The sequence below is a fragment of the Shimia isoporae genome (genome assembly GCF_004346865.1).
Taxonomy (GTDB): Bacteria; Pseudomonadota; Alphaproteobacteria; order Rhodobacterales; family Rhodobacteraceae; genus Shimia; species Shimia isoporae.
Window position 1 is genome coordinate 1,338,659 of sequence record NZ_SMGR01000001.1, and the last position, 19,867, is coordinate 1,358,525.

Annotated in this window: 21 protein-coding genes; 6 read left to right on the forward strand and 15 right to left on the reverse strand. The window is 56.3% G+C overall.

Translation table 11 applies throughout. From position 1 onward, the window contains the following. Positions 1 to 187: 187 nt before the first annotated feature. The 4 genes from BXY66_RS06575 to guaA form a co-directional block, all read right to left on the reverse strand. Positions 188 to 1,231: an outer membrane protein transport protein gene (locus tag BXY66_RS06575; RefSeq protein ID WP_132859349.1), complete on the reverse strand. Its 1,044-nt coding sequence runs from the start codon at positions 1,229 to 1,231 to the stop codon at positions 188 to 190. Between the two features lie 343 nt (positions 1,232 to 1,574). Continuing rightward, the gene (locus BXY66_RS06580) at positions 1,575 to 2,492 is read right to left on the reverse strand and encodes a DMT family transporter (RefSeq protein ID WP_132859350.1); all 918 of its coding nucleotides are present in this window, start codon (positions 2,490 to 2,492) and stop codon (positions 1,575 to 1,577) included. A 61-nt stretch (positions 2,493 to 2,553) separates the two neighbouring features. Continuing rightward, on the reverse strand, positions 2,554 to 3,429 hold the full coding sequence (locus BXY66_RS06585) for a DMT family transporter (RefSeq protein ID WP_132859351.1): 876 nt from the start codon (positions 3,427 to 3,429) through the stop codon (positions 2,554 to 2,556). 195 nt (positions 3,430 to 3,624) lie between these two features. Continuing rightward, entirely contained in the window at positions 3,625 to 5,184 is a 1,560-nt protein-coding gene (gene guaA, locus BXY66_RS06590; RefSeq protein WP_132859352.1) for a glutamine-hydrolyzing GMP synthase, read from the reverse strand. A gap of 315 nt (positions 5,185 to 5,499) precedes the next feature. Here guaA and BXY66_RS06595 point away from each other — a divergent pair, with 315 nt between their 5' ends. Continuing rightward, positions 5,500 to 7,050 carry a trimethylamine methyltransferase family protein gene (locus BXY66_RS06595; RefSeq protein ID WP_132859353.1) on the forward strand — a complete coding sequence of 517 codons (1,551 nt, stop codon included), beginning with the start codon at positions 5,500 to 5,502 and terminating at the stop codon, positions 7,048 to 7,050. 18 nt (positions 7,051 to 7,068) lie between these two features. Here BXY66_RS06595 and BXY66_RS06600 read toward each other — a convergent pair whose 3' ends face one another. Continuing rightward, positions 7,069 to 7,359, reverse strand: coding sequence for a DUF6477 family protein (locus BXY66_RS06600; RefSeq protein ID WP_132859354.1), 291 nt, complete (start codon positions 7,357 to 7,359; stop codon positions 7,069 to 7,071). Positions 7,360 to 7,603: 244 nt separating this feature from the next. Here BXY66_RS06600 and BXY66_RS06605 point away from each other — a divergent pair, with 244 nt between their 5' ends. Next, positions 7,604 to 8,674 carry a DUF6456 domain-containing protein gene (locus tag BXY66_RS06605; protein ID WP_132859355.1) on the forward strand — a complete coding sequence of 357 codons (1,071 nt, stop codon included), beginning with the start codon at positions 7,604 to 7,606 and terminating at the stop codon, positions 8,672 to 8,674. 54 nt (positions 8,675 to 8,728) lie between these two features. Here BXY66_RS06605 and BXY66_RS06610 read toward each other — a convergent pair whose 3' ends face one another. Beyond that, a complete protein-coding gene (locus BXY66_RS06610; RefSeq protein WP_132859356.1) occupies positions 8,729 to 9,277 on the reverse strand; it encodes a peroxiredoxin in 549 nt (182 codons plus the stop codon). 209 nt (positions 9,278 to 9,486) lie between these two features. Between BXY66_RS06610 and lipA the strand changes: the two genes are divergently transcribed. Further along, entirely contained in the window at positions 9,487 to 10,437 is a 951-nt protein-coding gene (gene lipA, locus BXY66_RS06615) for a lipoyl synthase (RefSeq protein WP_132860368.1), read from the forward strand. A gap of 64 nt (positions 10,438 to 10,501) precedes the next feature. Here the strand turns inward: lipA and BXY66_RS06620 are convergent, their stop codons facing one another. Both BXY66_RS06620 and BXY66_RS06625 read right to left on the reverse strand, forming a co-directional pair. Further along, positions 10,502 to 11,380, reverse strand: a complete 879-nt coding sequence (locus tag BXY66_RS06620) for a c-type cytochrome (protein ID WP_132859357.1) — start codon at positions 11,378 to 11,380, stop codon at positions 10,502 to 10,504. A 69-nt stretch (positions 11,381 to 11,449) separates the two neighbouring features. Further along, the gene (locus BXY66_RS06625) at positions 11,450 to 11,914 is read right to left on the reverse strand and encodes a c-type cytochrome (RefSeq protein ID WP_132859358.1); all 465 of its coding nucleotides are present in this window, start codon (positions 11,912 to 11,914) and stop codon (positions 11,450 to 11,452) included. A gap of 92 nt (positions 11,915 to 12,006) precedes the next feature. On the opposite strand from BXY66_RS06625, the gene BXY66_RS06630 reads away from it, so the two are divergent. Beyond that, positions 12,007 to 12,882 (forward strand): LysR family transcriptional regulator, encoded by an 876-nt coding sequence (locus BXY66_RS06630; protein WP_132859359.1) that lies wholly within the window; start codon positions 12,007 to 12,009, stop codon positions 12,880 to 12,882. Here the strand turns inward: BXY66_RS06630 and BXY66_RS06635 are convergent. After that, a complete protein-coding gene (locus tag BXY66_RS06635; protein ID WP_132859360.1) occupies positions 12,872 to 13,060 on the reverse strand; it encodes a hypothetical protein in 189 nt (62 codons plus the stop codon). The genes BXY66_RS06630 and BXY66_RS06635 overlap by 11 nt on opposite strands. Then, complete coding sequence (gene hpt, locus BXY66_RS06640; RefSeq protein WP_132859361.1) at positions 13,057 to 13,599, reverse strand: hypoxanthine phosphoribosyltransferase; 543 nt, start codon at positions 13,597 to 13,599, stop codon at positions 13,057 to 13,059. Before hpt ends, BXY66_RS06635 begins: the two co-directional genes overlap by 4 nt. Positions 13,600 to 13,698: 99 nt before the next feature. Here hpt and BXY66_RS06645 point away from each other — a divergent pair, with 99 nt between their 5' ends. Both BXY66_RS06645 and BXY66_RS06650 read left to right on the forward strand, forming a co-directional pair. Beyond that, positions 13,699 to 14,142 carry a type II toxin-antitoxin system RatA family toxin gene (locus tag BXY66_RS06645; RefSeq protein WP_132859362.1) on the forward strand — a complete coding sequence of 148 codons (444 nt, stop codon included), beginning with the start codon at positions 13,699 to 13,701 and terminating at the stop codon, positions 14,140 to 14,142. Positions 14,143 to 14,171: 29 nt separating this feature from the next. Next, positions 14,172 to 15,461, forward strand: coding sequence for an MmgE/PrpD family protein (locus BXY66_RS06650; RefSeq protein ID WP_132859363.1), 1,290 nt, complete (start codon positions 14,172 to 14,174; stop codon positions 15,459 to 15,461). Here the strand turns inward: BXY66_RS06650 and BXY66_RS06655 are convergent. The 5 genes from BXY66_RS06655 to BXY66_RS06675 form a co-directional block, all read right to left on the reverse strand. After that, positions 15,454 to 15,963, reverse strand: coding sequence for a hypothetical protein (locus tag BXY66_RS06655; RefSeq protein ID WP_132859364.1), 510 nt, complete (start codon positions 15,961 to 15,963; stop codon positions 15,454 to 15,456). The two genes, BXY66_RS06650 and BXY66_RS06655, sit on opposite strands and share 8 nt — an antisense overlap. Before the next feature lie 319 nt (positions 15,964 to 16,282). Then, positions 16,283 to 17,464 (reverse strand): ammonium transporter, encoded by a 1,182-nt coding sequence (locus BXY66_RS06660; protein WP_132859365.1) that lies wholly within the window; start codon positions 17,462 to 17,464, stop codon positions 16,283 to 16,285. 157 nt (positions 17,465 to 17,621) lie between these two features. Continuing rightward, positions 17,622 to 18,110 carry a CinA family protein gene (locus tag BXY66_RS06665; protein ID WP_243694312.1) on the reverse strand — a complete coding sequence of 163 codons (489 nt, stop codon included), beginning with the start codon at positions 18,108 to 18,110 and terminating at the stop codon, positions 17,622 to 17,624. After that, the gene (locus BXY66_RS06670) at positions 18,107 to 18,595 is read right to left on the reverse strand and encodes a phosphatidylglycerophosphatase A family protein (protein WP_132859366.1); all 489 of its coding nucleotides are present in this window, start codon (positions 18,593 to 18,595) and stop codon (positions 18,107 to 18,109) included. The genes BXY66_RS06665 and BXY66_RS06670 overlap by 4 nt, the downstream gene beginning before the upstream one ends. Then, the gene (locus BXY66_RS06675) at positions 18,592 to 19,737 is read right to left on the reverse strand and encodes a bifunctional 2-C-methyl-D-erythritol 4-phosphate cytidylyltransferase/2-C-methyl-D-erythritol 2,4-cyclodiphosphate synthase (protein WP_132859367.1); all 1,146 of its coding nucleotides are present in this window, start codon (positions 19,735 to 19,737) and stop codon (positions 18,592 to 18,594) included. The genes BXY66_RS06670 and BXY66_RS06675 overlap by 4 nt, the downstream gene beginning before the upstream one ends. Positions 19,738 to 19,867: the final 130 nt, after the last annotated feature.

The window sequence follows — 19,867 nt, forward strand, 5'->3', positions numbered from 1 at the left end:
CTAAACGTAAGCGAAGAGTGTACCCGCCGCGAATTTTCATTTCAAAACAGATATTTGAACACAAATTTTGCCTTGCGGAATTTGTTGGCGCGTTTTTGCGTTCGGGATGCGCAACGGTGAAAAACTGCACTCAAAATGCAAACGGCCCGCGCGAGGCGGGCCGTTCAAATCGGGAATCTGACGAGGATCAGAAGCGCATGCCGATGCGAACACCGGCCCCAATTGCTGTGTTGTCTTTGAAGTCAACAAAGCCTGGGGCGCCGAAATAAGTATCGCCCAGCCAGATGTAGTTCAGGCCACCGGAGATGGAGAGGGACTCGTTGATTTGGTAGGTCGCAGCAATGCCAATACTGCTTGAACCTGCGGTCGGAGCCAGCAATGTGGTGGTTTCCTTGGAGGATGCCTTTTCATAACCGGCTGACAGCGCCAGAGACAGTTTGCTGTTGATCTGGCGACCGATGCCCACGCTGTAGGTTACGGTGTCGTCGTCAAAGCTGACCCATTCAATGCCGTCTTCGGTCGTCAGGTTAAAGCCATCCCAGCCGACCCAGCGAACCGTGCCGAAAATCAATGTGTCTTTGGCGATACCCGTCTGGAAGTCGAGGTTGACGCTTTCGGGGAATTCAACGTCGAAGGCGCGTGCGTGCACAGACGCGGTCGGATCCACATAGAAACCTTCGAAGTCGGTGGTGATGCCGGTGTTGTATGTCAAAGCCACACGCATTGCGATTTCGGGCTTTTCATAGCTGACACCGACAAGGCCGCCGAAACCGTGGTTGCTGTCGGCTTCGAGATAGCCGGGCGTCGACAGGATGTTTCCGCCGACCTTTGCGGCGCGGGCTCCTGCATAAACGCTGACACCATTGTCGAACTTGTACCGCAGGATACCTGTGTAGGCCTCGCTGCTGATGTCGGCGCCAGAACCACCAATCGTCGGATAGTACACGTGTGCGCCAAACGGGTGGTCATAGATGAAAGCGATGTCGATGTTTTCGTTCACCGAGTGTTTGTATCCGAGAGACGGGGTGTTGTAGTGCTTTGCAACATCATCCAATGGTCCAAAGACGCCATCGCCGCTGACGCTAGGGCTGATTGCGGCAAAGGAGAACTGTGCAAAGTCGCCTTCTTCGAAGAGGATGTTGACGCCTTGGCCAGAGCGATCGATGCCGCCGGCAAAAGCGGCGCTTGCGGCGAACGTCAACACGGACGCGCCCAAGAATGCCTTTTTCATTTTCACTGTCCCAAATGTGAGTGGATCGAAGTCGTGAGGGTGAGCGGAGTTTTCTGCAAAAATGGTTGATCGGGCGTTAACCGCAATCTGGACGTCGCCGCCAATACGACTCTCATTTTAGCCACTGGACAGAAGTGAGCGGATTTGTGCCGGAGGGAGGGAGACACAGACAAGCAGAGTTTCGGGCTTTTGGGCTGCTTTCGGTTTTACCTCGGCAGACGAAATTCCGTTAGTGCGCTGAAATAAAATGGAATATCCGGAATTAGTAGCCGGTATTCAGGCTGGAGTACGCCAGATCTCCAAGGGATTTATTAACGGATTACTTTGAACTAAATGCCGGATTTTAATTCGAAAAATGAACTAATTTTCGCAATTTGAGACGACCATCCAGAACAAGTAGGCCTACGGCAAGCAGGCCAAAGCCGAAGTAGGCGCGGGGAGCGAGGGATTCTCCAAGAAACACGGCACCGAGAACAATTGCGAAAGGCGGGATCAGGAGCGTAACCAACATCAAGTTGCCGCTGCCCGCCATATCGAGCACGCGGTAGTACAATAGATACGCGCCGGCCGTCGCTATGGTCGCGCAATAGGTGATGGCGCTCCACGTCGCTGGTTGAAGATTGAAAGAGATCGGTCCTTCGAGCCAATGAGCCAGAGGGATGGCCACGAGTGAGGCGCCGGTCAACATGCCTGCAGCCGCGATTTGCGGAGGCTGTCCTTGCAGTTGCTTTCGCGCCCAGACGCCAGCGAAGGCATAAGAAAGCGTTGCGCCGACAGCTGCCAGCTGGGCGAGGCTGCGCGGGTTCAGGTCCGCGAGATTGTTGAGCCCGATTGCCGTCGCAACACCAATAAAGCCGATAGAAACGCCGATCGCCTTGCGCGCGGACAGACGCTCGTCGGGCAAAAGGATCGCTGCGACAAGGACGCCGAAAATTGCTGTTGTGGCGTTGAAAATCGAGGTCAAACCGGACTCGATGGTCAATTGGGCCCAGTTCAGCAGGCTGAAGGGAATGATGTTGTTGAGCAATCCCATGACAAGGAATGCCAGCCAGACCGAAGGCTGGACCGGAATGGGAAGTCGGCGCCATACGACGACCACCCACAAAATCAGGGCAGCCCAGAACACCCGATGCGCCACGAGAGTGAAAACCGGAATTTCATTCAACGCGATGCGATTGGCCAGAAAAATCCCGCCCCAGATAGCGGCGAGCAGCAACAGTTCCAGCCAGGCTTGCGAAGAGAGGGACTTTTGATCTGACATGCGCGCACAGAAACAGAGACAGGACCCTAAGGCGACCCGTTTCTTGACAAAAGATGCTGCCTCAGACTTTTTCAGCGCGCTTGGAACGGCTTTCTGTTATGATATTCAGATAGTTGCCGCCGAAGATTAAAGCTGCGCCGATGACAACAAAGATGTCGATGGCTTCGTTGTAAAGCACTGCGCCAACAACCGCGATCAATGGCAGGCGAACAAAGTCGATTGGCATGACAACAGCGGCTGGCGCGAGGCTCAGGGCGGTGGTCATGCAGAAATGCGCGACAAGTCCGGCGCAGGCGATGAGCACCAGCCAAGGTGCGGTTGCCGCGGACGGAAGAGCGATGTCGCCATCAAATCCCGCGAAAATCACGCCGAATATGGCCTGCATCACAGTCAGGTAGAACAGGATCGACGTGATGGACTCTGTGCGGGTGAGTTTTCGCGTAAAGAGAGCCGTCAGGGCGAATCCGATGGCTGCAAGAAGCGCGGTAAGCTGCCCCACGTTGACGGTCTCTGGAGTTGGACGTGCGACGATCAGGATGCCGATGAAACCGACAAGCGCTGCCAGTAAGCCGATGGGACGCAGGCGTTCACCAAGGATCAACGGGGCAAGAAGAATTGCCCAGATCGGAGAGGTGAATTCCAGCGCGAATACTTGCGCAAGAGGAATAACCGTAATGGCGTAGAACCAAAGGTTCTGACCTGTAAAGTGACTGATATTACGAATGAAATGCAGGCCGAGGTTTTGTCGGCTCACCTGTGAAATGGTGCCCGACAGGGTTGCCACGGTGATGACAATAACGACACCGACGAGGCTGCGGTACATCATGATCTCGAAGGTGTCGAGTTCGTTGGAGACGGCCCGTCCGGCAATCGCCATAGACGTGAAAGAGGCGATGGCGCCGGTCATCCAGAGCGCTGCTTTGATCGTGGGGCTCATTCGAGTGGTCTTTGAACTTGAGGTTTCCGGCTTTGTCGACGGTTGTTCGCACGTGGTCGCCAACTGCCGCGCACAAGAGCACGCGCGTCGAGGAGAGGCAAGAGATGTGGTCTGAGAAGGCAGGACCAAAGAAAAACGCCGCCCTTTTAAGGCGGCGCTCCAAATTTCTGTCCGTTCGCAAATTGGCGACGCGGTTTATTCCCACTCGATTGTTCCCGGAGGTTTCGAAGTGATGTCATAGGTACACCGGTTGATGCCTTTGACCTCGTTGATAATGCGCGTCGCAGTTTCGCCGAGGAATTCGTGGCTGAACGGATAGTAGTCGGCGGTCATGCCATCGACCGACGTGACTGCACGTAGGGCGCAGGCATAATCATAGGTGCGACCGTCTCCCATAACGCCGACAGTCCGTACCGGCAGGATGGCCACAAAGGCTTGCCAGATGTCATCGTAAAGACCGTGCTTGCGAATCTGGTCGATGTAGATCGCGTCCGCTTCCCGCAGAATTTCCAGTTTCTCGCGGGTGATCTCGCCAGGGCAGCGAATGGCAAGGCCTGGTCCCGGGAAGGGGTGGCGGCCGATGAAATGTGCGGGCAGGCCCAGTTCGTGTCCCAAGGCGCGGACTTCGTCTTTGAAGAGTTCGCGCAGCGGTTCGACCAGCTTGAGACCCATTTTCTCAGGCAGGCCACCCACGTTGTGGTGGCTCTTGATGGTCACGGAGGGGCCGCCAGAGAACGATACGGATTCGATTACGTCCGGATAGAGCGTACCCTGGGCGAGGAATTCGGCGCCTTCGATCTGGTCCGCATATTTCTGGAACACGTCGATGAAGAGCTTGCCGATGATCTTGCGCTTGGTTTCGGGGTCGGATTGACCTTCCAGTTCGCCAAGGAAGAGTTCGGTTTCATCCGCGTGGATGACTTGCAGGTTCATGTGGTCGCGGAACATGCCGACCACTTCGTCCGCTTCGTTCTTGCGCAGAAGGCCGTGGTCCACAAACACACAGGTGAGCTGATCGCCAATGGCTTCGTGCAAGAGGGCCGCGGCAACAGAGCTGTCCACGCCGCCAGAGAGTGCGCAGATGACATTCTTGTCACCAACCTGGGATTTGATTTTCTCGACCATTTCGGCGCGGTAGGCGCCCATGGTCCAATCGCCCTTGAAACCTGCCAGTTTCACAAAGTTCTCATAGAGCTTTGCGCCATTCGGCGTGTGGTGCACTTCGGGGTGGAACTGCACCGCGTAAAAGTGACGAGAAGTGTCGGCGGTGATGGCATAAGGCGCGTTGGGCGAGGTGCCGTAGACCTCAAAACCTGGTGCAATTTCAGAGACATGGTCGCCGTGACTCATCCAGACTTGCTCGTCACCGTCGGCAAACCAGCCGTCCAGAATATCCAAGCCGTCTTTGGGGGTCACATAGGCGCGGCCGAACTCGGCGGTGCCGTGGCCACTTTCGACTTTGCCGCCCAACTGGGTCATCATGGTCTGCTGACCGTAGCAGATGCCGAGGATCGGGACGCCGTAGTCAAAGATCTCTTGTGGCGCACGCGGTGAGCCTTCACGGGTCACGCTGTCCGGACCACCAGAGAAGATCACGGCCTTTGGCGCATAGGCACGCACGAAGTCCATGTCGACGTTCTGATATGGGTGAATTTCGCAGTAGACGTTCAGCTCGCGCAGGCGACGGGCGATCAGCTGTGTGACCTGGCTGCCGAAGTCAATGATGAGAAGGCGGTCGTGGGATGTCTGGGTCATGCGCGGGCATTAGGCCATGGCGCGCTTTGGCGCAAGGGCTGAGTGGGTTCGCTGCGCCTTTGCTGTCTTTTTTGAGCTATGGGTCGCGTCTGCGGAGCTCTCATCGGGTCCGGGCGTGCGCACGGCCGGCGTGAGAACGCACGCGGCGGTGGCTTTGGAAGTGAATAATCGTAGTCCACGATCGCGGAACCAGATTACGTCGCTGCCAATGTCGCATTTATGCGCCAAAGGACGTTGTTGCGCGGTGGCGCGTGGTCCGGGCGGGCTAAATCTTGCTGCAACTTGGATCAAGACAACGCTTTGGAAGGACGAACCATGGCTGAAGCAGCGACTCGCCGTCGGGGACGGGGTGGTGGCGGTGCAGCGCGACGCGCAGCGCGGACCGGTGTGAAAATCGAGACTGCCAAATTCATTGAGCGCAACATCCCGCTTTATGAAATCCTCAACGAGGAAGCGTTGCAGGTGATCGAGGCGAACGCGGAAATTCTCCTTGAGGAAGTTGGCGTCAACTTTGTGAACAACAAAGCTGCGCTGGACCGCTGGAAAGAAGCTGGTGCCGAAGTCGACTATCAGGCGGAGCGCGTGCGCATCCCGCGCGGAATGGCGCGCGAGCTTTGCAAAACGGCACCGAGCAAGATCATCCAGCATGCACGGAACCCTGAAAAGACTGTGGAAATCGGAGGCAACACTCTGGTGTGCGCCCCTGTGTATGGACCGCCGTTTGTGCGCGACGCCGAGGGCGGGCGCCGATATGCCACGATGGACGACTTCGAAAAGTTCGTGAAGTTGGGGTATATGTCCAAGTGGCTGCATCACTCTGGCGGAACCGTTTGCGAGCCGACCGATGTGGCGGTGAACAAGCGCCATCTGGACATGCTGCTCGCGCACATGACCCTGTCTGACAAGCCATTCATGGGGTCTGTGACCGAACCCAGCCGAGCGCAAGACAGCGTGGAGATGTGCGAAATCCTGTTTGGCAAGGAATTCGTGCAGGAAAACACGGTTATGACTTCGCTCATCAACATCAACTCGCCGATGACGTTTGACGACATCATGATGGGGGCACTTGAGGTCTATGCCAAAAACAATCAGGCCTGCATCGTGTCGCCGTTCATTGTCGGTGGAGCGATGGCTCCGGTGTCTGTTGCTGGTACGCTGACGCAAGTTCTTGCCGAAGTTCTGGCCGGTATCGCCTACAGCCAGATCGTGCGTCCCGGGGCGCCGGTCATTTTCGGCGCTTTCGTGACTTCTATCGACATGAACTCTGGAGCGCCGACGTTTGGCACGCCGGAAGCAAGTCAAATCCTTTATGGCGCAGGTCAGTTGGCGCGCCGTATGGGGCTTCCGTTCCGGTCCGGTGGGGGGCTTTGCGGCTCCAAGTTGCCGGATGCACAGGCAGCATATGAAACCGCGCACACGCACAATGCGGCGCTGCTCGGTGGTGTGAACTTTATGCTGCATAGCTGTGGCTGGCTCGAAGGCGGGCTTGTGTCCAGCTTTGAAAAGTTCGTTATGGATGCGGATCAGCTGGGTACGCTGCACAAAATGGCGCAGGGCGTGGCCTATGATGAAAACGCGCAGGCGATGGATGCGGTGCGCGAAGTGGGGCCGGGCGGACACTATCTTGGGTGCGCGCACACGCAGGAGAACTTCAAAGACGCATTCTGGCGGTCGGAGTTGCTCGACTACAAACCCTTTGAAACCTGGGCGGACGAAGGATCGCGGGACACTCAAGCCTTGGCATCGGCGCGCGTTGCCGAGTTGCTGGCGGCCTATGAGCAACCCGCACTTGACCCAGAAATCGAGGCTCGCCTTCGTGCCTATGTGGCCGAGAAAAAGGCATCCATGCCCGACGCATTTGTGTGAACCGGCCCGCGGCCTGGCTTAGGCCTGAGGCTGCGTCATCCGCAAAAGACGGGCCTCGCCCATGAGGGCGATCAAAACATCGACATGGGCCACCAGCGAATAGCCGGTGGCCTTTTGTTTGCGCGCTTCGTCAAGTTGGGCTTCCTTTTCGATGAGTTGGCGCATGGCTTTGGCGTGTTTCGGCAACTTTCCAGGCCCCAAGTGCCTTTGAAGATGCGTGTCGCGGCGGTAATTCTCGCATCCAGCGCGCGCTGCCCTGATCAAAAGTCGTGGGCGTTTCAAAGTGTTCAGAATTGAAAAAATTTCCATTTTGGAATCGACCTCCCTTTAGGTTGTCGTAGTCAGCTATGCACAACCAATGCGGGTGTTGCGTGAAGTGTAAATCTCCGTTCGCGTGATTTTCCAAGCGTTTAAAACTCTTAATCAGGCTTCACGTGCCTCCGACTTACGAGAGGCGCCTGCCTGACAAGCCCGTTACTGTTGATAATTTTGGGGAGAAGGTGGGGGAAACAATGGCAATATTTTTGTCCATTTTTCAGGAAGGAGTATTTGAATGCCTTTTGACCCGCCATGCGCAACAGAGTTCCCGAACTGGGTTCCGCAAAGTGTCGCTCGCTATGTGGCGCATACTAAACATGGATTTTCCATTCGCGAACTGGCCCGACGCGATGGTTGCCACGCGTCCACCGTTTTGCGGCAAATCCGAAAACTGGAGACAAAGCGTGACGATCCAATGGTCGACGCGGCGCTGGATAGATTTAAGGTGCAGGAGAAATCGCTAAAATGCAATAATTCCAGTGACGTACCGTCGGAATTCAATGCCATTCCCGAGGCAGGCGTTCTGCGACGCGAAGGACGCCGGATACTTGCGCGGCTTTGCGAAAATGGCGCTGTGCTGGCGGTTGCGAAGGGCATGGAAAATGCGGTTGTGGTAAGGGATTTACCGGATGGAGAAACCGTGAGGACGGCGACCGTCGCGCAGGAAATTGCGCAAGCGATGGCGTTGAAAGATTGGATACAAGGGACTGGTCAGGGCAAGGTGTTCCGGTATTCGATCACGACTTCAGGACGCGCGGCACTCAATCGTTTTATCGCGGAAGAAGCCAACGCGGTATTTGGGTTCGGGGAGACGCAAGACGGATTCGATGGACCCGTTCCGCAGGTCGGAGACGCAGCGGTGAAGGCGCGTTTCAACACGTCGGAAAGCCCCTTGGTGTCTCTGGCGCGCAGAAAGGACCGTGACGGCGCACCTTTTCTGGATACAGCCCTTGTGTCTGCCGGAGAACGATTGCGCGAAGACTTCGAGTTGGCGCGCATGAGTAGCAAGAAGGACAAAGCGTGGGAGCTTGTCCTGCAAGGGAGCGGGCAGGCGGGGTACGTCACAGAAGGTAAAAGCCCCACTGACTTTGCCAAAGCACGTGTTGCGGATGCGCTTAGTGCTCTGGGTGAGGGCCTGGCAGACGTGGTCCTACGCTGTTGTTGCTATCTTGAGGGGTTGGAGACCGTAGAGAAACGGTTTGGTTGGTCGGCGCGCTCGGCGAAGGTTGTTCTTCGCATCGCTTTGCGCCGATTTCGGGTGCATTATGAAAGCAATGCTGGTGGTCAGGGCGATTACATCGGCTAAACCAAAAAAGGCCCGCTATTTGCGGGCCTTTTCCGTGTCTTGATGACGCCGATGTTACGCTGCTGTTTCAACGTTGGCGGCTTCGAGATACTTGAGAACGTTCTCTGGTGAGCTTTCGCCGTAGGGGTCTTCACCGTGGTTGTCTTCGAGACCGGGCTCTTCGAACCATGCTTCCACGATGCCATCGTTGATGATGGCCGCATAGCGCCAGGAGCGCAGACCGAAACCAAGGTTGTCTTTGCGGACCAGCATACCAACTTTGCGTGTGAATTCGCCGGATCCGTCAGGAATAACGTCAACGTTTTTGACGTCCTGAGATTCGGCCCATTTGTTCATCACGAAGCTGTCGTTAACAGACATGCAGTAGATGCCATCGATGCCAAGCTCTTGGAATTTGGCAAAGTTTTCTTCGAAACCCGGAAGTTGGTAGGTCGAGCAGGTCGGTGTGAAGGCGCCTGGAAGAGAGAACAGAACAACGCGCTTGCCCTTGAAGTAGTCGTCGCTTGACATGTCCTGCCAGCGGAAAGGGTTCGGGCCGCCCACGGCTTCGTCACGAACACGGGTTTTGAAGGTGACTGCGGGGACTTTTACGCCAACTTGCATCGGTATTTCCTTGGTATTGGGTTGCTTTGAGCCCGATCTATAATGATTCCAAAATGGCGTGCAATGCTGCATTTGCATCATGGAATGCTGCAGGCGAAAACGCGCAAATTTTAGTCAAATTGCATAGCTGGGTTGCGTCTATGGCCCTAGCAGGCGCGGTGGGCTATGGTATGCATTCAGAAACCAGAATTGACCTTGGGGAAGAGACCTTGCGTGATCTGAAATTGCCAGAGCAACGGCATCCGGAGAAAGCTCACCGTCCGGACAACGCTCAGCCAAAGAAGCCCAAGTGGATTCGCGTAAAAGCTCCTACGGGCGAAGGCTACAACGCGACAAAGAAAATCATGCGTGAAAACAAACTGGTCACTGTTTGTGAGGAAGCGGGATGCCCCAATGCCGGCGAGTGCTGGTCTCAGGGTCACGCAACAATGATGATCATGGGCGAGATCTGTACGCGCGGGTGTACGTTCTGCAACATCGCGACCGGAAAACCGGACGCGCTGGACGTTTTCGAACCCGGTCGCGTGGCAGACGCGGTTCAAAAACTGGGGTTGAATCACGTGGTGATCACCTCCGTGGATCGCGATGACCTGAAGGATGGTGGTGCAGAGCATTTTGCGCAAACGATCCGCGCGGTTCGCCACCGGTCACCATCGACCACGATTGAAATTCTAACGCCTGACTTTCTGAAATGCGCGCCTGAAGTTCTTGAAGTCGTGGTGGAAGCAAAACCGGATGTTTTCAATCACAACCTTGAAACTGTACCCGGTTTGTATCCGGAAGTGCGCCCGGGCGCGCGGTATTTTCACAGTCTGCGGCTTTTGCAGCGTGTGAAAGAGCTTGATCCGTCGATCTTTACCAAATCGGGCATCATGGTCGGTCTCGGCGAAGACAAACAGTCGGTTCATCAGGTGATGGACGACATGCGTGCGGCTGACATCGATTTTCTGACGATTGGTCAATATTTGCAGCCAACGCCGAAACACCATGCAGTCGATCGGTTTGTGACGCCCGAAGAATTCGAGAGCTATGAGAAAGCCGCCTATGGCAAGGGTTTTCTCATGGTGTCGGCGACGCCGTTGACGCGGTCTTCTTATCACGCTGGTGATGATTTCGCACAGTTGCGTGCAGCGCGTGAGGCGCAGTTGTCCAAGGCATGAATGTCTGAAGCAGACCAAGAAAAAGCCGCTCCAAATTGGGCGGCTTTTTATTTTTATCAATGGGTTATGGAAGTGCCTTCAGGTAGGCTGTGATCGATTGTCTGTCTTCAGCCGTTAGCTGAGAGAGGTTCTCGATCACGTGCGCCATGTGGCCGCCGGCGCTGTCGAAATCTGGTGTGAATCCAGTTTCGAAATAATAGGTGATGTCATTGTCGGACCATGTGAGTGACGCTGGAGTGATATCCGGAATATTTCCGCGGCCTGAAGGATCCGGAGCTCCTGAAAGCCAGGCGCTGCGGTCCAGGGCTCCCAGGCTGTTTCGAGGCGTGTGGCACTCACCGCAGTGGCCCATTGCCTCCACCAGGTAGCGACCGCGCTCCAGTTGAGGCGTGTCGGCAGGCATGATCCAGCTGTCATCCATATAAAGCCATTTCCACCCGCCGACGCTGCGCCGGATGTTCAAGGGGAAGGCCACCTCGTGAGGTTGGCTGGGCACGTCGCTTGCGGGCAAGGTTGCGAGAAAGGCGTGCAAATCGACCAGATCCTGAGGCTGCATGCGGACGTAAGATGTGTATGGAAAGGCAGGGTAGTAGTGTTGTCCGGCTGGTGACACGCCACGCATGACCGCGTTTGCAAGTTCCAAGGCAGTCCAGTCTCCGATGCCGTGCGTTGTATCGGAGGAGATGTTGGGTGCGAGAAAGGTGCCAAAATCAGATGCAAAGCGCTGACCTCCTGAAAGAACGGGGGCATCGGCACTTTCGGCTCCAGGCGCTGTATGACATGAGGCGCATCCAGCGGCATGAAAAACAGTTTCGCCACGGGTTTCATCAGCGGTCAGGCCGGCCAGCGCGTCAGAAGGCAAGGTATTGGCGCGAGTGATCCAGAGAGCGATTCCGATGCCGAGAATGGCGAGCGCGCAAAGGGACAAAAGAAAACGTTTCATGCGAATACCTTAACACAAAAAAGACCGGCAGCCGAGGGCCGCCGGTTTTGAATTTTTCAGAGACCGCAATCAGTTGTTGGGTTCACGATAGGCCTTGTGACAGGCTTGGCATGCTGCGCCGACAGGGCCGATGGCCCCCCGCAGTGCGTCGAGATCAGTGCCGGCTGCGGCCTTCATCGCGACAGCTGCTTCGCCGAGTGCTTGGCCTTTGGACATAACATCGGGAAAGTTTGCCCACATGTCTGCCTTGGCGCGCGACTTGTCGTTTGAGCCGCTGTCGGAGCCCTGCGGCCAGTAGGCGGACTGGTTCATCATCGTCAGCGCCGCAAGATTATCGGCTGCAGCAGAAGCCATTTCCGCATTGTACTCGATCTCGCCTTTTGCCATGCCTCCGAGGGTGCCGAGCGAGAAGGCATAGAGTTGCATCTGGGCCTGACGCGCCTTGATGGCATGGTCGATGTGTCCGTCTGCAAAAGCAGTCGCTCCGACAAACGTCAGGGCAGCGGCAGTGGTTAGAGCAAAAAAGCGTTTCATGGGCGACTCCTGAAAAGATGGCTGTGTGAAAACGTCTAAAAAAACGTAGCTGTGACGAAATCGAATACCATTTGCTAAATTCGCAGGTTAGTATGCGATTTATGCACAATGAGAATTGGGATGACCTTCGTTTTGTTCTGGCGGTTGCAGAGACCGGGACCGTTAGCGGCGCGGCGCGAAAGTTAGGTGTCAATCACGCGACGGTTCTCAGGCGGGTTGCGGCTTATGAAACGCGTTTTGGTTTGGCGATTTTCGACCGTACCGCAAAGGGTTATTCAGTTCGGCCTGATCGGGTGCGAATGATCGAGGCCGCAAGAGAAGCCGAAAATGCTGTGAACTCCGTCGCGCGGATGCTGCAAGGTGAGCAGGCGCCAGTGATGGGGTCGGTGCGCGTTTCGAGCACAGATTCCCTGTGTCAGTTTGTTTTGCCCGAGTTGGTGGGGGCGCTTCACAAGGACGTGAGCGGATTGCGGATTGCGTTGATGTCAACAAATGCGCGCAGTGATTTCAGCCGGTCGCAGGCAGATGTTGCGGTGCGGCCCACGGATGAACTGGGCGAAGATATGGTTGGCGATATAGGTGCGCACCTCGGGTTCGGGGTATACGCGGTTGATCCCGACCAAGAAGACTGGCTCGGCCTTGCCGGGCCTCTGACCAGATCGCTTGCAGCCCGTTGGATGGCCGCGCGGGTGGAGCCAGAGCGCATTGTCGGTGCCGCAGACAGTTTTGTTGTGCTTGCCTACATGGCTGGGCTTGGATTGGGGAAAGCCATTTTGCCCTGTGTGATCGCCGACATTGATCCCCGACTTGTGCGATTGGATGACGGTGGCCTTCCGTCTGCTCCGATTTGGGTGGCAAATCATGTGGATATGGCGGGGGTCAGCCGGATCGAAGCAACGCGTCGTTATCTTTTGGACGGGTTGGGCAATATGTCCGGCCGGCTGGCCGGAGAAATGTCTAGGGCGTGATCTTGACGCGTGTGTTGGTTTTGTTGAGTTCCGGCACCATGTCCTCGAGCCCGAAAATCTTTTCGACGGCGGCCACTGCGAGGCAGATTGCGATCACGGAAAAGACGAGAATTACCCGTTTTTGCGAAGGCGGGCGTTTGGCCCACATCGCCATTTTCATGAAATGGCGCGGATTCATTCTTCGGTGAAGCGCACTTTGCCGATGAACGGCAGGTTGCGATTGCGCTGTGCAAAATCGATGCCGTAGCCAACAACAAATTCGTCAGGGATGGAGAAGCCGATCCAGTCTGCCTTGATGTCGGCCTCGCGGCGGGAGGGTTTGTCCAGCAGCGCGATGGTTTTGATCTTGGCCGGATTGCGCGCTTCCAGGAGATGCATAACGTGGGTCAGGGTGTGGCCCGTGTCGACAATATCTTCGACTACAAGTACATCGCGGCCTTCAATTTCACCGCGCAAGTCCTTGAGAATACGAACTTCCCGGCTGCTTTCCATCGAGTTGCCGTAGGAACTTGCTTCCAGAAAATCGACTTCGACTGGCAAGTCCAGCTCCCGCACGAGATCGGCAATGAATACGAATGAGCCTCGCAGCAGGCCCACAACAATCAGTTTATCGGTGCCTTCGTATTCGTCGTGGATCTCTGCGCAGAGGTCTTCAATGCGGGCTGCAATGGATTTCGCCGAGATCATTTGATCGATGACATATGGACGCTCTGACATGGGACCCTCTTGATTTCCCCTAGGTCGCGCAGCTATGTGCGCGGGCAGAACAGTGCATAGCGACCCTGTTTGGCGCTGTCACGACGAAAATGGGACGACATGCCGACGCACTCTGAAACTCGCACGCTGCCATATACGGCTCAGCAAATGTATGACCTCGTGGCAGATGTGGCGGCCTATCCGCAGTTCTTGCCTTGGTGCGCTGCTGCGCGCATCCGCTCTCGTACGCCATCCGGGACAAGCGAGGAGATGCTCGCGGATCTCGTGATTTCGTTCAAAGTGTTCAGAGAAAGATTTGGAAGCCGGGTGGTTTTGCATCCCGAGACAAAGCACATTGATACTGAATATCTGGATGGGCCGTTCAAATACATGAAGTCGACCTGGGATTTCGCGGACGTTGAAAACGGTGTCGAGGTGAAGTTCTTTGTGGACTTCGAGTTCAAGAATATCATCCTGCAAAAGGCGATTGGCTTGGTGTTTTTTGAGGCCATGAACCGGATCGTTGCCGCATTTGAAGCACGGGCGAAAGCATTGCACGGCTGACATACCGAGCTGAGTTAAAGGAGAAAGCCATGATCACCGAAAAACTTGCGGCGTTCGTGGCGGAGACTCCGGCTGATGCTGTTCCTGAGGACACAAAACATATGGTGCGCCTGTCCATGTTGGATTGGGCCGCATGCGGTATAGCCGGCATCGAGGAGCCGGTAGCGTGCGCTTGCCGTTCCTTGGCAAGCGAGGAAGGCGGTGCACCACAGGCGTCGATGTTTGGGGGCGGCAAGGCTCCGGCAAGAACAGCCGCTTTGGTAAACGGCGTAACGAGCCATGCGCTTGACTACGACGATACTCATTTCGCACACATAGGCCATCCAAGCGTGGCTGTGTTTCCGGCCGCGCTTGCCATCGCCGAGCGTCAGGGGGAGAGCGGCGAAGCGTTGCAGCACGCCGCGCTTTTGGGGATCGAAACCAGCATCCGCATCGGCGTCTGGTTGGGGCGTGGTCACTATCAGTGCGGGTTTCATCAAACCGGAACGGCAGGGGCCTTTGGCGCGACCGCCGCCGCGGCACGCTTGCTTGGACTGGATTCTACACAGGTAGAGACCGCATTAGGTTTGGTCGCAACACGAGCCAGCGGCTCGAAAGCACAATTCGGAACAATGGGGAAACCGTTCAACGCGGGTATCGCAGCCTCTAATGGAGTTGAGGCGGCGCTATTGGTGGCCAATGGCATGTCAGGAAATCCGGCAGGACTAGAAGCTGCGCAAGGATTTGGTCCAACGCATCATGGCGAGGCCGATGCCGGGGCCCTGGACGGCTTGGGAGCCGACTGGTTGATGGACACGATCAGCCACAAGTTCCACGCTTGCTGCCACGGCCTTCATGCCACCCTTGAAGCGCTGGCTGGGATAAATCGCCCTGCGGCGTCTGACGTTGTGGCAGTGAAAGTAACGACCCATCCGAGGTGGATGAGTGTGTGCAACCAGCCGGAGCCTACCGAGGGGTTGGGTGCAAAGTTCTCCTATCGAGTGGTTGTTGCGATGGCCCTCTTGGGGCACGACACAGCGGCTTTGTCGAATTATTCGGACGCGCTTTGTGCCGACTGCGAGGTGGTGGCATTGCGAGACAGGGTGACGGTCGCTGAAGACGCGTCTCTGAGCGAAATGCAGGCGCGGGTATCCCTAACGCTGACGGACGGCACAACAATTGAGGCGTTTCATGATTTGGATGCGCCGATCGCACTGATGGATCGGGAAGCGCGTTTGCGGGCCAAAGCGCAAGCCTTGGTCGGGGCGGACAAGGCGCAGGGTTTGTGGCGCTGTATCAATGCGCCAGAAAGTTCAGCGCAATTTGGTGCGCTTATTTGAGATCCAGAGGCGCATCCGGCGCGCAGTCTGCTACGTTGATATCGGGCAGGCAGGCTTCGATTGAAGATATGTACTGACGCAGGAAGTCTGGCAGGTTCGGGTTGGCCTCGGTTTTCTCCCTTGCTTTTGTCAATTCGGACGTTGCGCGGCCTGTTTGCGCATCCAAGGCAAGGGTGTATGCGAGGATGGCTTGAAAAAAGGGGCCATTGCCGTCCCGGTTTTCCTCGATTTCTACTGCTGCAGCAGCAAAGAACGCGTCTTTCTGCTCGTCGTTTTTCAAGAAGCTGGTCGGTTCATACCACATTGCGTTCAGCAACATGAAAAATCCGAACGGTGCGGTTGTGTCTCCCATGTGTTCCGCAAGAGCGAAAGCGCGCTGCAGCGGAGGAAGTTTACGGTCACGTTTCCAGTCTTCTGTTTCTAAATGGTTCTCCAGATGTGAAATTTCCTCAGTGGAAAACTCGCGATAGATTGGCAGGCCATTGGTGGGACACGCGGGCATGTGAGTCTTCCAGTCGCAAGTTGTTAGCGGTCTGAAGGACATTGTGCGGCCGGTTGTCGAGCAGGAACTGGTAGACGTAATTTCGAAGCTTTCGCCGCCTACAGGGCATGTCATGGGGACATTGATGGGTGAACCGGCAAGCGCAGGTGGAGCCAAAAGAACGAATAAGGAAACCGCAGTGGTTTTGAGAACAGTCATGCGAGGGCTCCGCGAAAGATCGTTCTTCCAGATTGCACAAGCTTCGATCGTTCGATCAAGCCTTTGCAAAAGAAAAAGGGCGACCCGAAGGCCGCCCCAGTCGGAGTGTTCTCCGTGAGTGTTAGGATGCGGTGTCGTAAGCGCGTTCGCCGTGAACCGCCAGGTCGAGACCGTTGACTTCGGTTTCTTCGTCGACGCGAAGCGGAGTGATCATACCGACGACCTTGATCAGGACGAAGGTCATGACGACGGTGAAGACACCAACAATGGCCAGACCGCCAAGCTGTGCAACCCAAGCGCCGTTGCCGAAAACCGCGATCATGATTGTGCCGAAGATGCCGCCGAAACCGTGAACCGCGAAGACGTCGAGCGTGTCATCGATGTTGAACACGTTGCGTACAAGGTTCACGGCTTCCTGACACAGGACACCAGCAACAGCGCCAATGATCAGAGCTTCAACGGGGCCGACAAAGCCAGACGCCGGTGTAATGGATGCGAGACCGGCAATCGTGCCTGTGACCAGACCGACCAGCGAGGCCTTGCCGTATTTGATACGCTCCCAAAGCGCCCAAGTGAGCGATGCCGTTGCTGCAGAGATGTGTGTCACGGTCAGTGCCATGGCTGCGCCGCCATCTGCGGCAAGTTGGGAGCCGCCATTGAATCCGAACCAGCCCACCCAAAGCATAGCTGCGCCGATCATCACCATCCAAGGTGCGTGCGGCGGTGTCGTGCGGTTTTTGCGTGCGCCCAGCATCACAGCGAGAACGAGTGCGGCAAGACCGGCGGTTTCGTGCACCACGATGCCGCCTGCAAAGTCCATGACACCGGTTTCACCGAAGATGCCACCATCTGCCATCATGCCGCCACCCCAGATCCAGTGCACAACGGGTGCATAGCAAAGCAGCATCCAGAGACCGGAAAAGAGCAGAACAAAGCCGAAGCCGATGCGTTCAACGTAAGCGCCGACGATCAGTGCCGGTGTGATGATCGCAAAAGTCATCTGGAAGGCGAAGAACAGGACTTCGGGCAGGGTGCCAGACAGAGTGTCTGCGTCAATGCCGGCGAGGAACATTTTGTCCAGACCACCCCAGACGCCAGATGTGCCGCTGCCAAAGGCAATTGAGTAGCCAACGGCGAGCCACAGCACGCTCATCAAGCAGGCGATTGCGTAAGTTTGCATGAAAACGCTGAGCACGTTACGTGCGCGTACAAGGCCGCCATAAAACAGCGCCAGTCCCGGCAGTGTCATGAACAGGACCAAGGCTGTCGCCACGATGATCCACGCGGTATCCGCTCCGTTCATTTGAGTTCCCTTTCCCGTGAGTGATGTTTTTTTCGCCACAAAGCGGAAAAACTGCGCACGACAAAGGTGGAATTGCAGGCAGGGCGCACCAAATGTGGGCGTTTTGCAATCTGATTAAAAAATGAGCGAAATGCAGTGGGGTGTGTCTAATTTTGCGTCAGAATGCGGAGGCTGCATTTTTGAGCAGGGTCAACGCATGATTCCGCGCCGCTTCGCGCACTTCGGCCCGTCCAAGCGCACCGAATTCGACGGTTTCGGTGGTGCATGTTGTTCCGTTTGCCAGACCAAAACAAACACGTCCCTCAGGTTTGAACTCGGATCCGCCCGGGCCGGCAATGCCAGTGATGGACACTGCGAGGTGCGCGTCTGAATTCACGAGCGCGCCTACCGCCATTTCGCGCGCGACGTCTTCGCTGACGGCACCAACGGTCGCCAGGGTGGCTTCCCGCACCCCAAGCATCTCGGTCTTTGCGACGTTGGTGTAAGTTACAAAGCCGCGCTCGAACACGTCCGAGCTTCCGGCCACGTCGGTCAACGCGGCGGACACCATGCCGCCGGTGCAGCTTTCAGCCGTGGCAATTCGCAGGCTTTTGGTGCGCGCTGCCTGAAGCGTTTCAGCGGCCAGACTGTTCAGAGGACTGTTCACATGATCACCGCGTGCCAAAGGTAGCCTAGGATTGCGACGCAGATCGCCGCCTGAACTCCAGCGACGACGTCGTCCAGCATTATGCCCAGACTGTCGTGGCGGCGGTCGGCCATCCCAACAAGACCCCATTTTGTTATGTCAAACAGCCGGAACAAGACGAATGCTGCGATGATTCCGGGCCAGAGTTTGAGGATTGAAACGCCTGCGTGACTGGCGCCGAAGCTGACCATCCAGAGCGCAATCCACTGTCCAACCAGTTCGTCGATGATGATTTCTGAGGGATCTTCGCCGGGACGCGTCGCCACCTGTGCTTCTGTGGCCCACCAGCCCAAAGCCGTCATGGCAATAGTTGCAATCAGGAGGGCCCAAAAACCGCCGGCCATATGAATAATGATGGCCAACGGCACCGCCGCCGCGGACCCGAGCGTGCCAGGCATGGTGCTTATGTTGCCGAGCCCCATCATTGTCGCGATCATCTTGCTCATTTGCTCACCAATGTTGCGGTCGCAATGGCCGCAATTCCCTCTTCGCGCCCAGTAAAGCCGAGTTTTTCGCTTGTGGTGGCCTTGATGGACACGCGGTTTTCTTCGAGACCCATGATTTCTCCCATACGAGCCATCATTGCGGGTGCATGGGGGCCGATTTTCGGCTGCTCGCAGATCAGGGTGCAATCAATGTTGGAAATCTTGAAGCCCATTTTGTCAGCGAGTTTGACGGCATGCTCAAGAAAAATGGCGCTGTCGGCATCTTTCCAAGCCATTTCGCTAGGCGGGAAATGACGGCCGATGTCTCCTTGTGCCAAGGCGCCGTAGATGGCATCGGTCACGGCGTGCATACCTACGTCTGCGTCGGAATGACCTTTCAATGCTTTATCGTGGGGGATGCGCACGCCGCAAAGGACGACATGATCGCCGTTCTCAAATGCATGTACATCAAAGCCGTTTCCCAAGCGAACGTCCATTGTGCCTCTCAGATGGGTTTCGAGCCGGGCAAAATCCTCGGCTGTTGTGATTTTCAGATTGCTCTCTGAGCCTTCGGTTATGGTGACGTCAAGGCCAGCTGCGCGCGCAACTTCTACGTCATCGGCCGCGCCGCCAGAGTGCGCACGATGAGCCGCCAGAATAGCTTTGAAGTCAAAGCCTTGTGGTGTTTGCGCACGAAAGAGCTTTTCTCGCGACCGGGTCCCCGTGACCGCCCCGTCTTCTCCTTGCCAAAGCGCATCGGTAACCGGCAGTGCGGGCGCGGCGCCCTTCGCGCCATTTGCGAGGGCGGAAACCACGTTGGAAATGGTCAGGGCGTCTATACCTGCGCGGGCAACATCGTGAATGAGAACATGGGTCGTGTCAGAGTTTGCCAGCGCTTCAAGGCCATTCTTGACAGAAGAGTCGCGTGTTGTGCCGCCAGAGACATGCTTGCCTGGCAAGCCGTTGCCGAGATGCATGTCGTCGGGGTGCAAAACCAGTATGATTTCGTCAATCTCCGGATGAGTCTCAAATGCGGTCACTGTCCAGTCAATCACACGTTTGCCGGCAAGTTGGCGCCATTGTTTCGGCGCGCCGGGGCCGGCGCGGGTTCCACGCCCTGCGGCAACAATCACGACGGCGGTTTTTTGGAGCGGTTTGGTCATGGGCATTGTCTAAATCCTGCAACGCGCAGAAGCAATTGACCCCTTGTCTGTGATTAAAAAATAGGCAATTGCGTAAATCCGCAACAAAATCCCTTTGGGTTTCATTGAAGGGTCGTTCAGACTCGGGTAG

What these genes read in the sequence shown, in the direction of transcription:
- BXY66_RS06575 (WP_132859349.1), bottom strand. Translation starts at nt 1,231, where the DNA reads ATGAAAAAGGCATTCTTGGGCGCGTCCGTGTTGACGTTCGCCGCAAGC.
- BXY66_RS06580 (WP_132859350.1), bottom strand. Translation starts at nt 2,492, where the DNA reads ATGTCAGATCAAAAGTCCCTCTCTTCGCAAGCCTGGCTGGAACTGTTG.
- BXY66_RS06585 (WP_132859351.1), bottom strand. Translation starts at nt 3,429, where the DNA reads ATGAGCCCCACGATCAAAGCAGCGCTCTGGATGACCGGCGCCATCGCC.
- guaA (WP_132859352.1), bottom strand. Translation starts at nt 5,184, where the DNA reads ATGACCCAGACATCCCACGACCGCCTTCTCATCATTGACTTCGGCAGC.
- BXY66_RS06595 (WP_132859353.1), top strand. Translation starts at nt 5,500, where the DNA reads ATGGCTGAAGCAGCGACTCGCCGTCGGGGACGGGGTGGTGGCGGTGCA.
- BXY66_RS06600 (WP_132859354.1), bottom strand. Translation starts at nt 7,359, where the DNA reads ATGGAAATTTTTTCAATTCTGAACACTTTGAAACGCCCACGACTTTTG.
- BXY66_RS06605 (WP_132859355.1), top strand. Translation starts at nt 7,604, where the DNA reads ATGCCTTTTGACCCGCCATGCGCAACAGAGTTCCCGAACTGGGTTCCG.
- BXY66_RS06610 (WP_132859356.1), bottom strand. Translation starts at nt 9,277, where the DNA reads ATGCAAGTTGGCGTAAAAGTCCCCGCAGTCACCTTCAAAACCCGTGTT.
- BXY66_RS06620 (WP_132859357.1), bottom strand. Translation starts at nt 11,380, where the DNA reads ATGAAACGTTTTCTTTTGTCCCTTTGCGCGCTCGCCATTCTCGGCATC.
- BXY66_RS06625 (WP_132859358.1), bottom strand. Translation starts at nt 11,914, where the DNA reads ATGAAACGCTTTTTTGCTCTAACCACTGCCGCTGCCCTGACGTTTGTC.
- BXY66_RS06630 (WP_132859359.1), top strand. Translation starts at nt 12,007, where the DNA reads ATGCGATTTATGCACAATGAGAATTGGGATGACCTTCGTTTTGTTCTG.
- BXY66_RS06635 (WP_132859360.1), bottom strand. Translation starts at nt 13,060, where the DNA reads ATGAATCCGCGCCATTTCATGAAAATGGCGATGTGGGCCAAACGCCCG.
- hpt (WP_132859361.1), bottom strand. Translation starts at nt 13,599, where the DNA reads ATGTCAGAGCGTCCATATGTCATCGATCAAATGATCTCGGCGAAATCC.
- BXY66_RS06645 (WP_132859362.1), top strand. Translation starts at nt 13,699, where the DNA reads ATGCCGACGCACTCTGAAACTCGCACGCTGCCATATACGGCTCAGCAA.
- BXY66_RS06650 (WP_132859363.1), top strand. Translation starts at nt 14,172, where the DNA reads ATGATCACCGAAAAACTTGCGGCGTTCGTGGCGGAGACTCCGGCTGAT.
- BXY66_RS06655 (WP_132859364.1), bottom strand. Translation starts at nt 15,963, where the DNA reads ATGCCCGCGTGTCCCACCAATGGCCTGCCAATCTATCGCGAGTTTTCC.
- BXY66_RS06660 (WP_132859365.1), bottom strand. Translation starts at nt 17,464, where the DNA reads ATGAACGGAGCGGATACCGCGTGGATCATCGTGGCGACAGCCTTGGTC.
- BXY66_RS06670 (WP_132859366.1), bottom strand. Translation starts at nt 18,595, where the DNA reads ATGAGCAAGATGATCGCGACAATGATGGGGCTCGGCAACATAAGCACC.
- BXY66_RS06675 (WP_132859367.1), bottom strand. Translation starts at nt 19,737, where the DNA reads ATGACCAAACCGCTCCAAAAAACCGCCGTCGTGATTGTTGCCGCAGGG.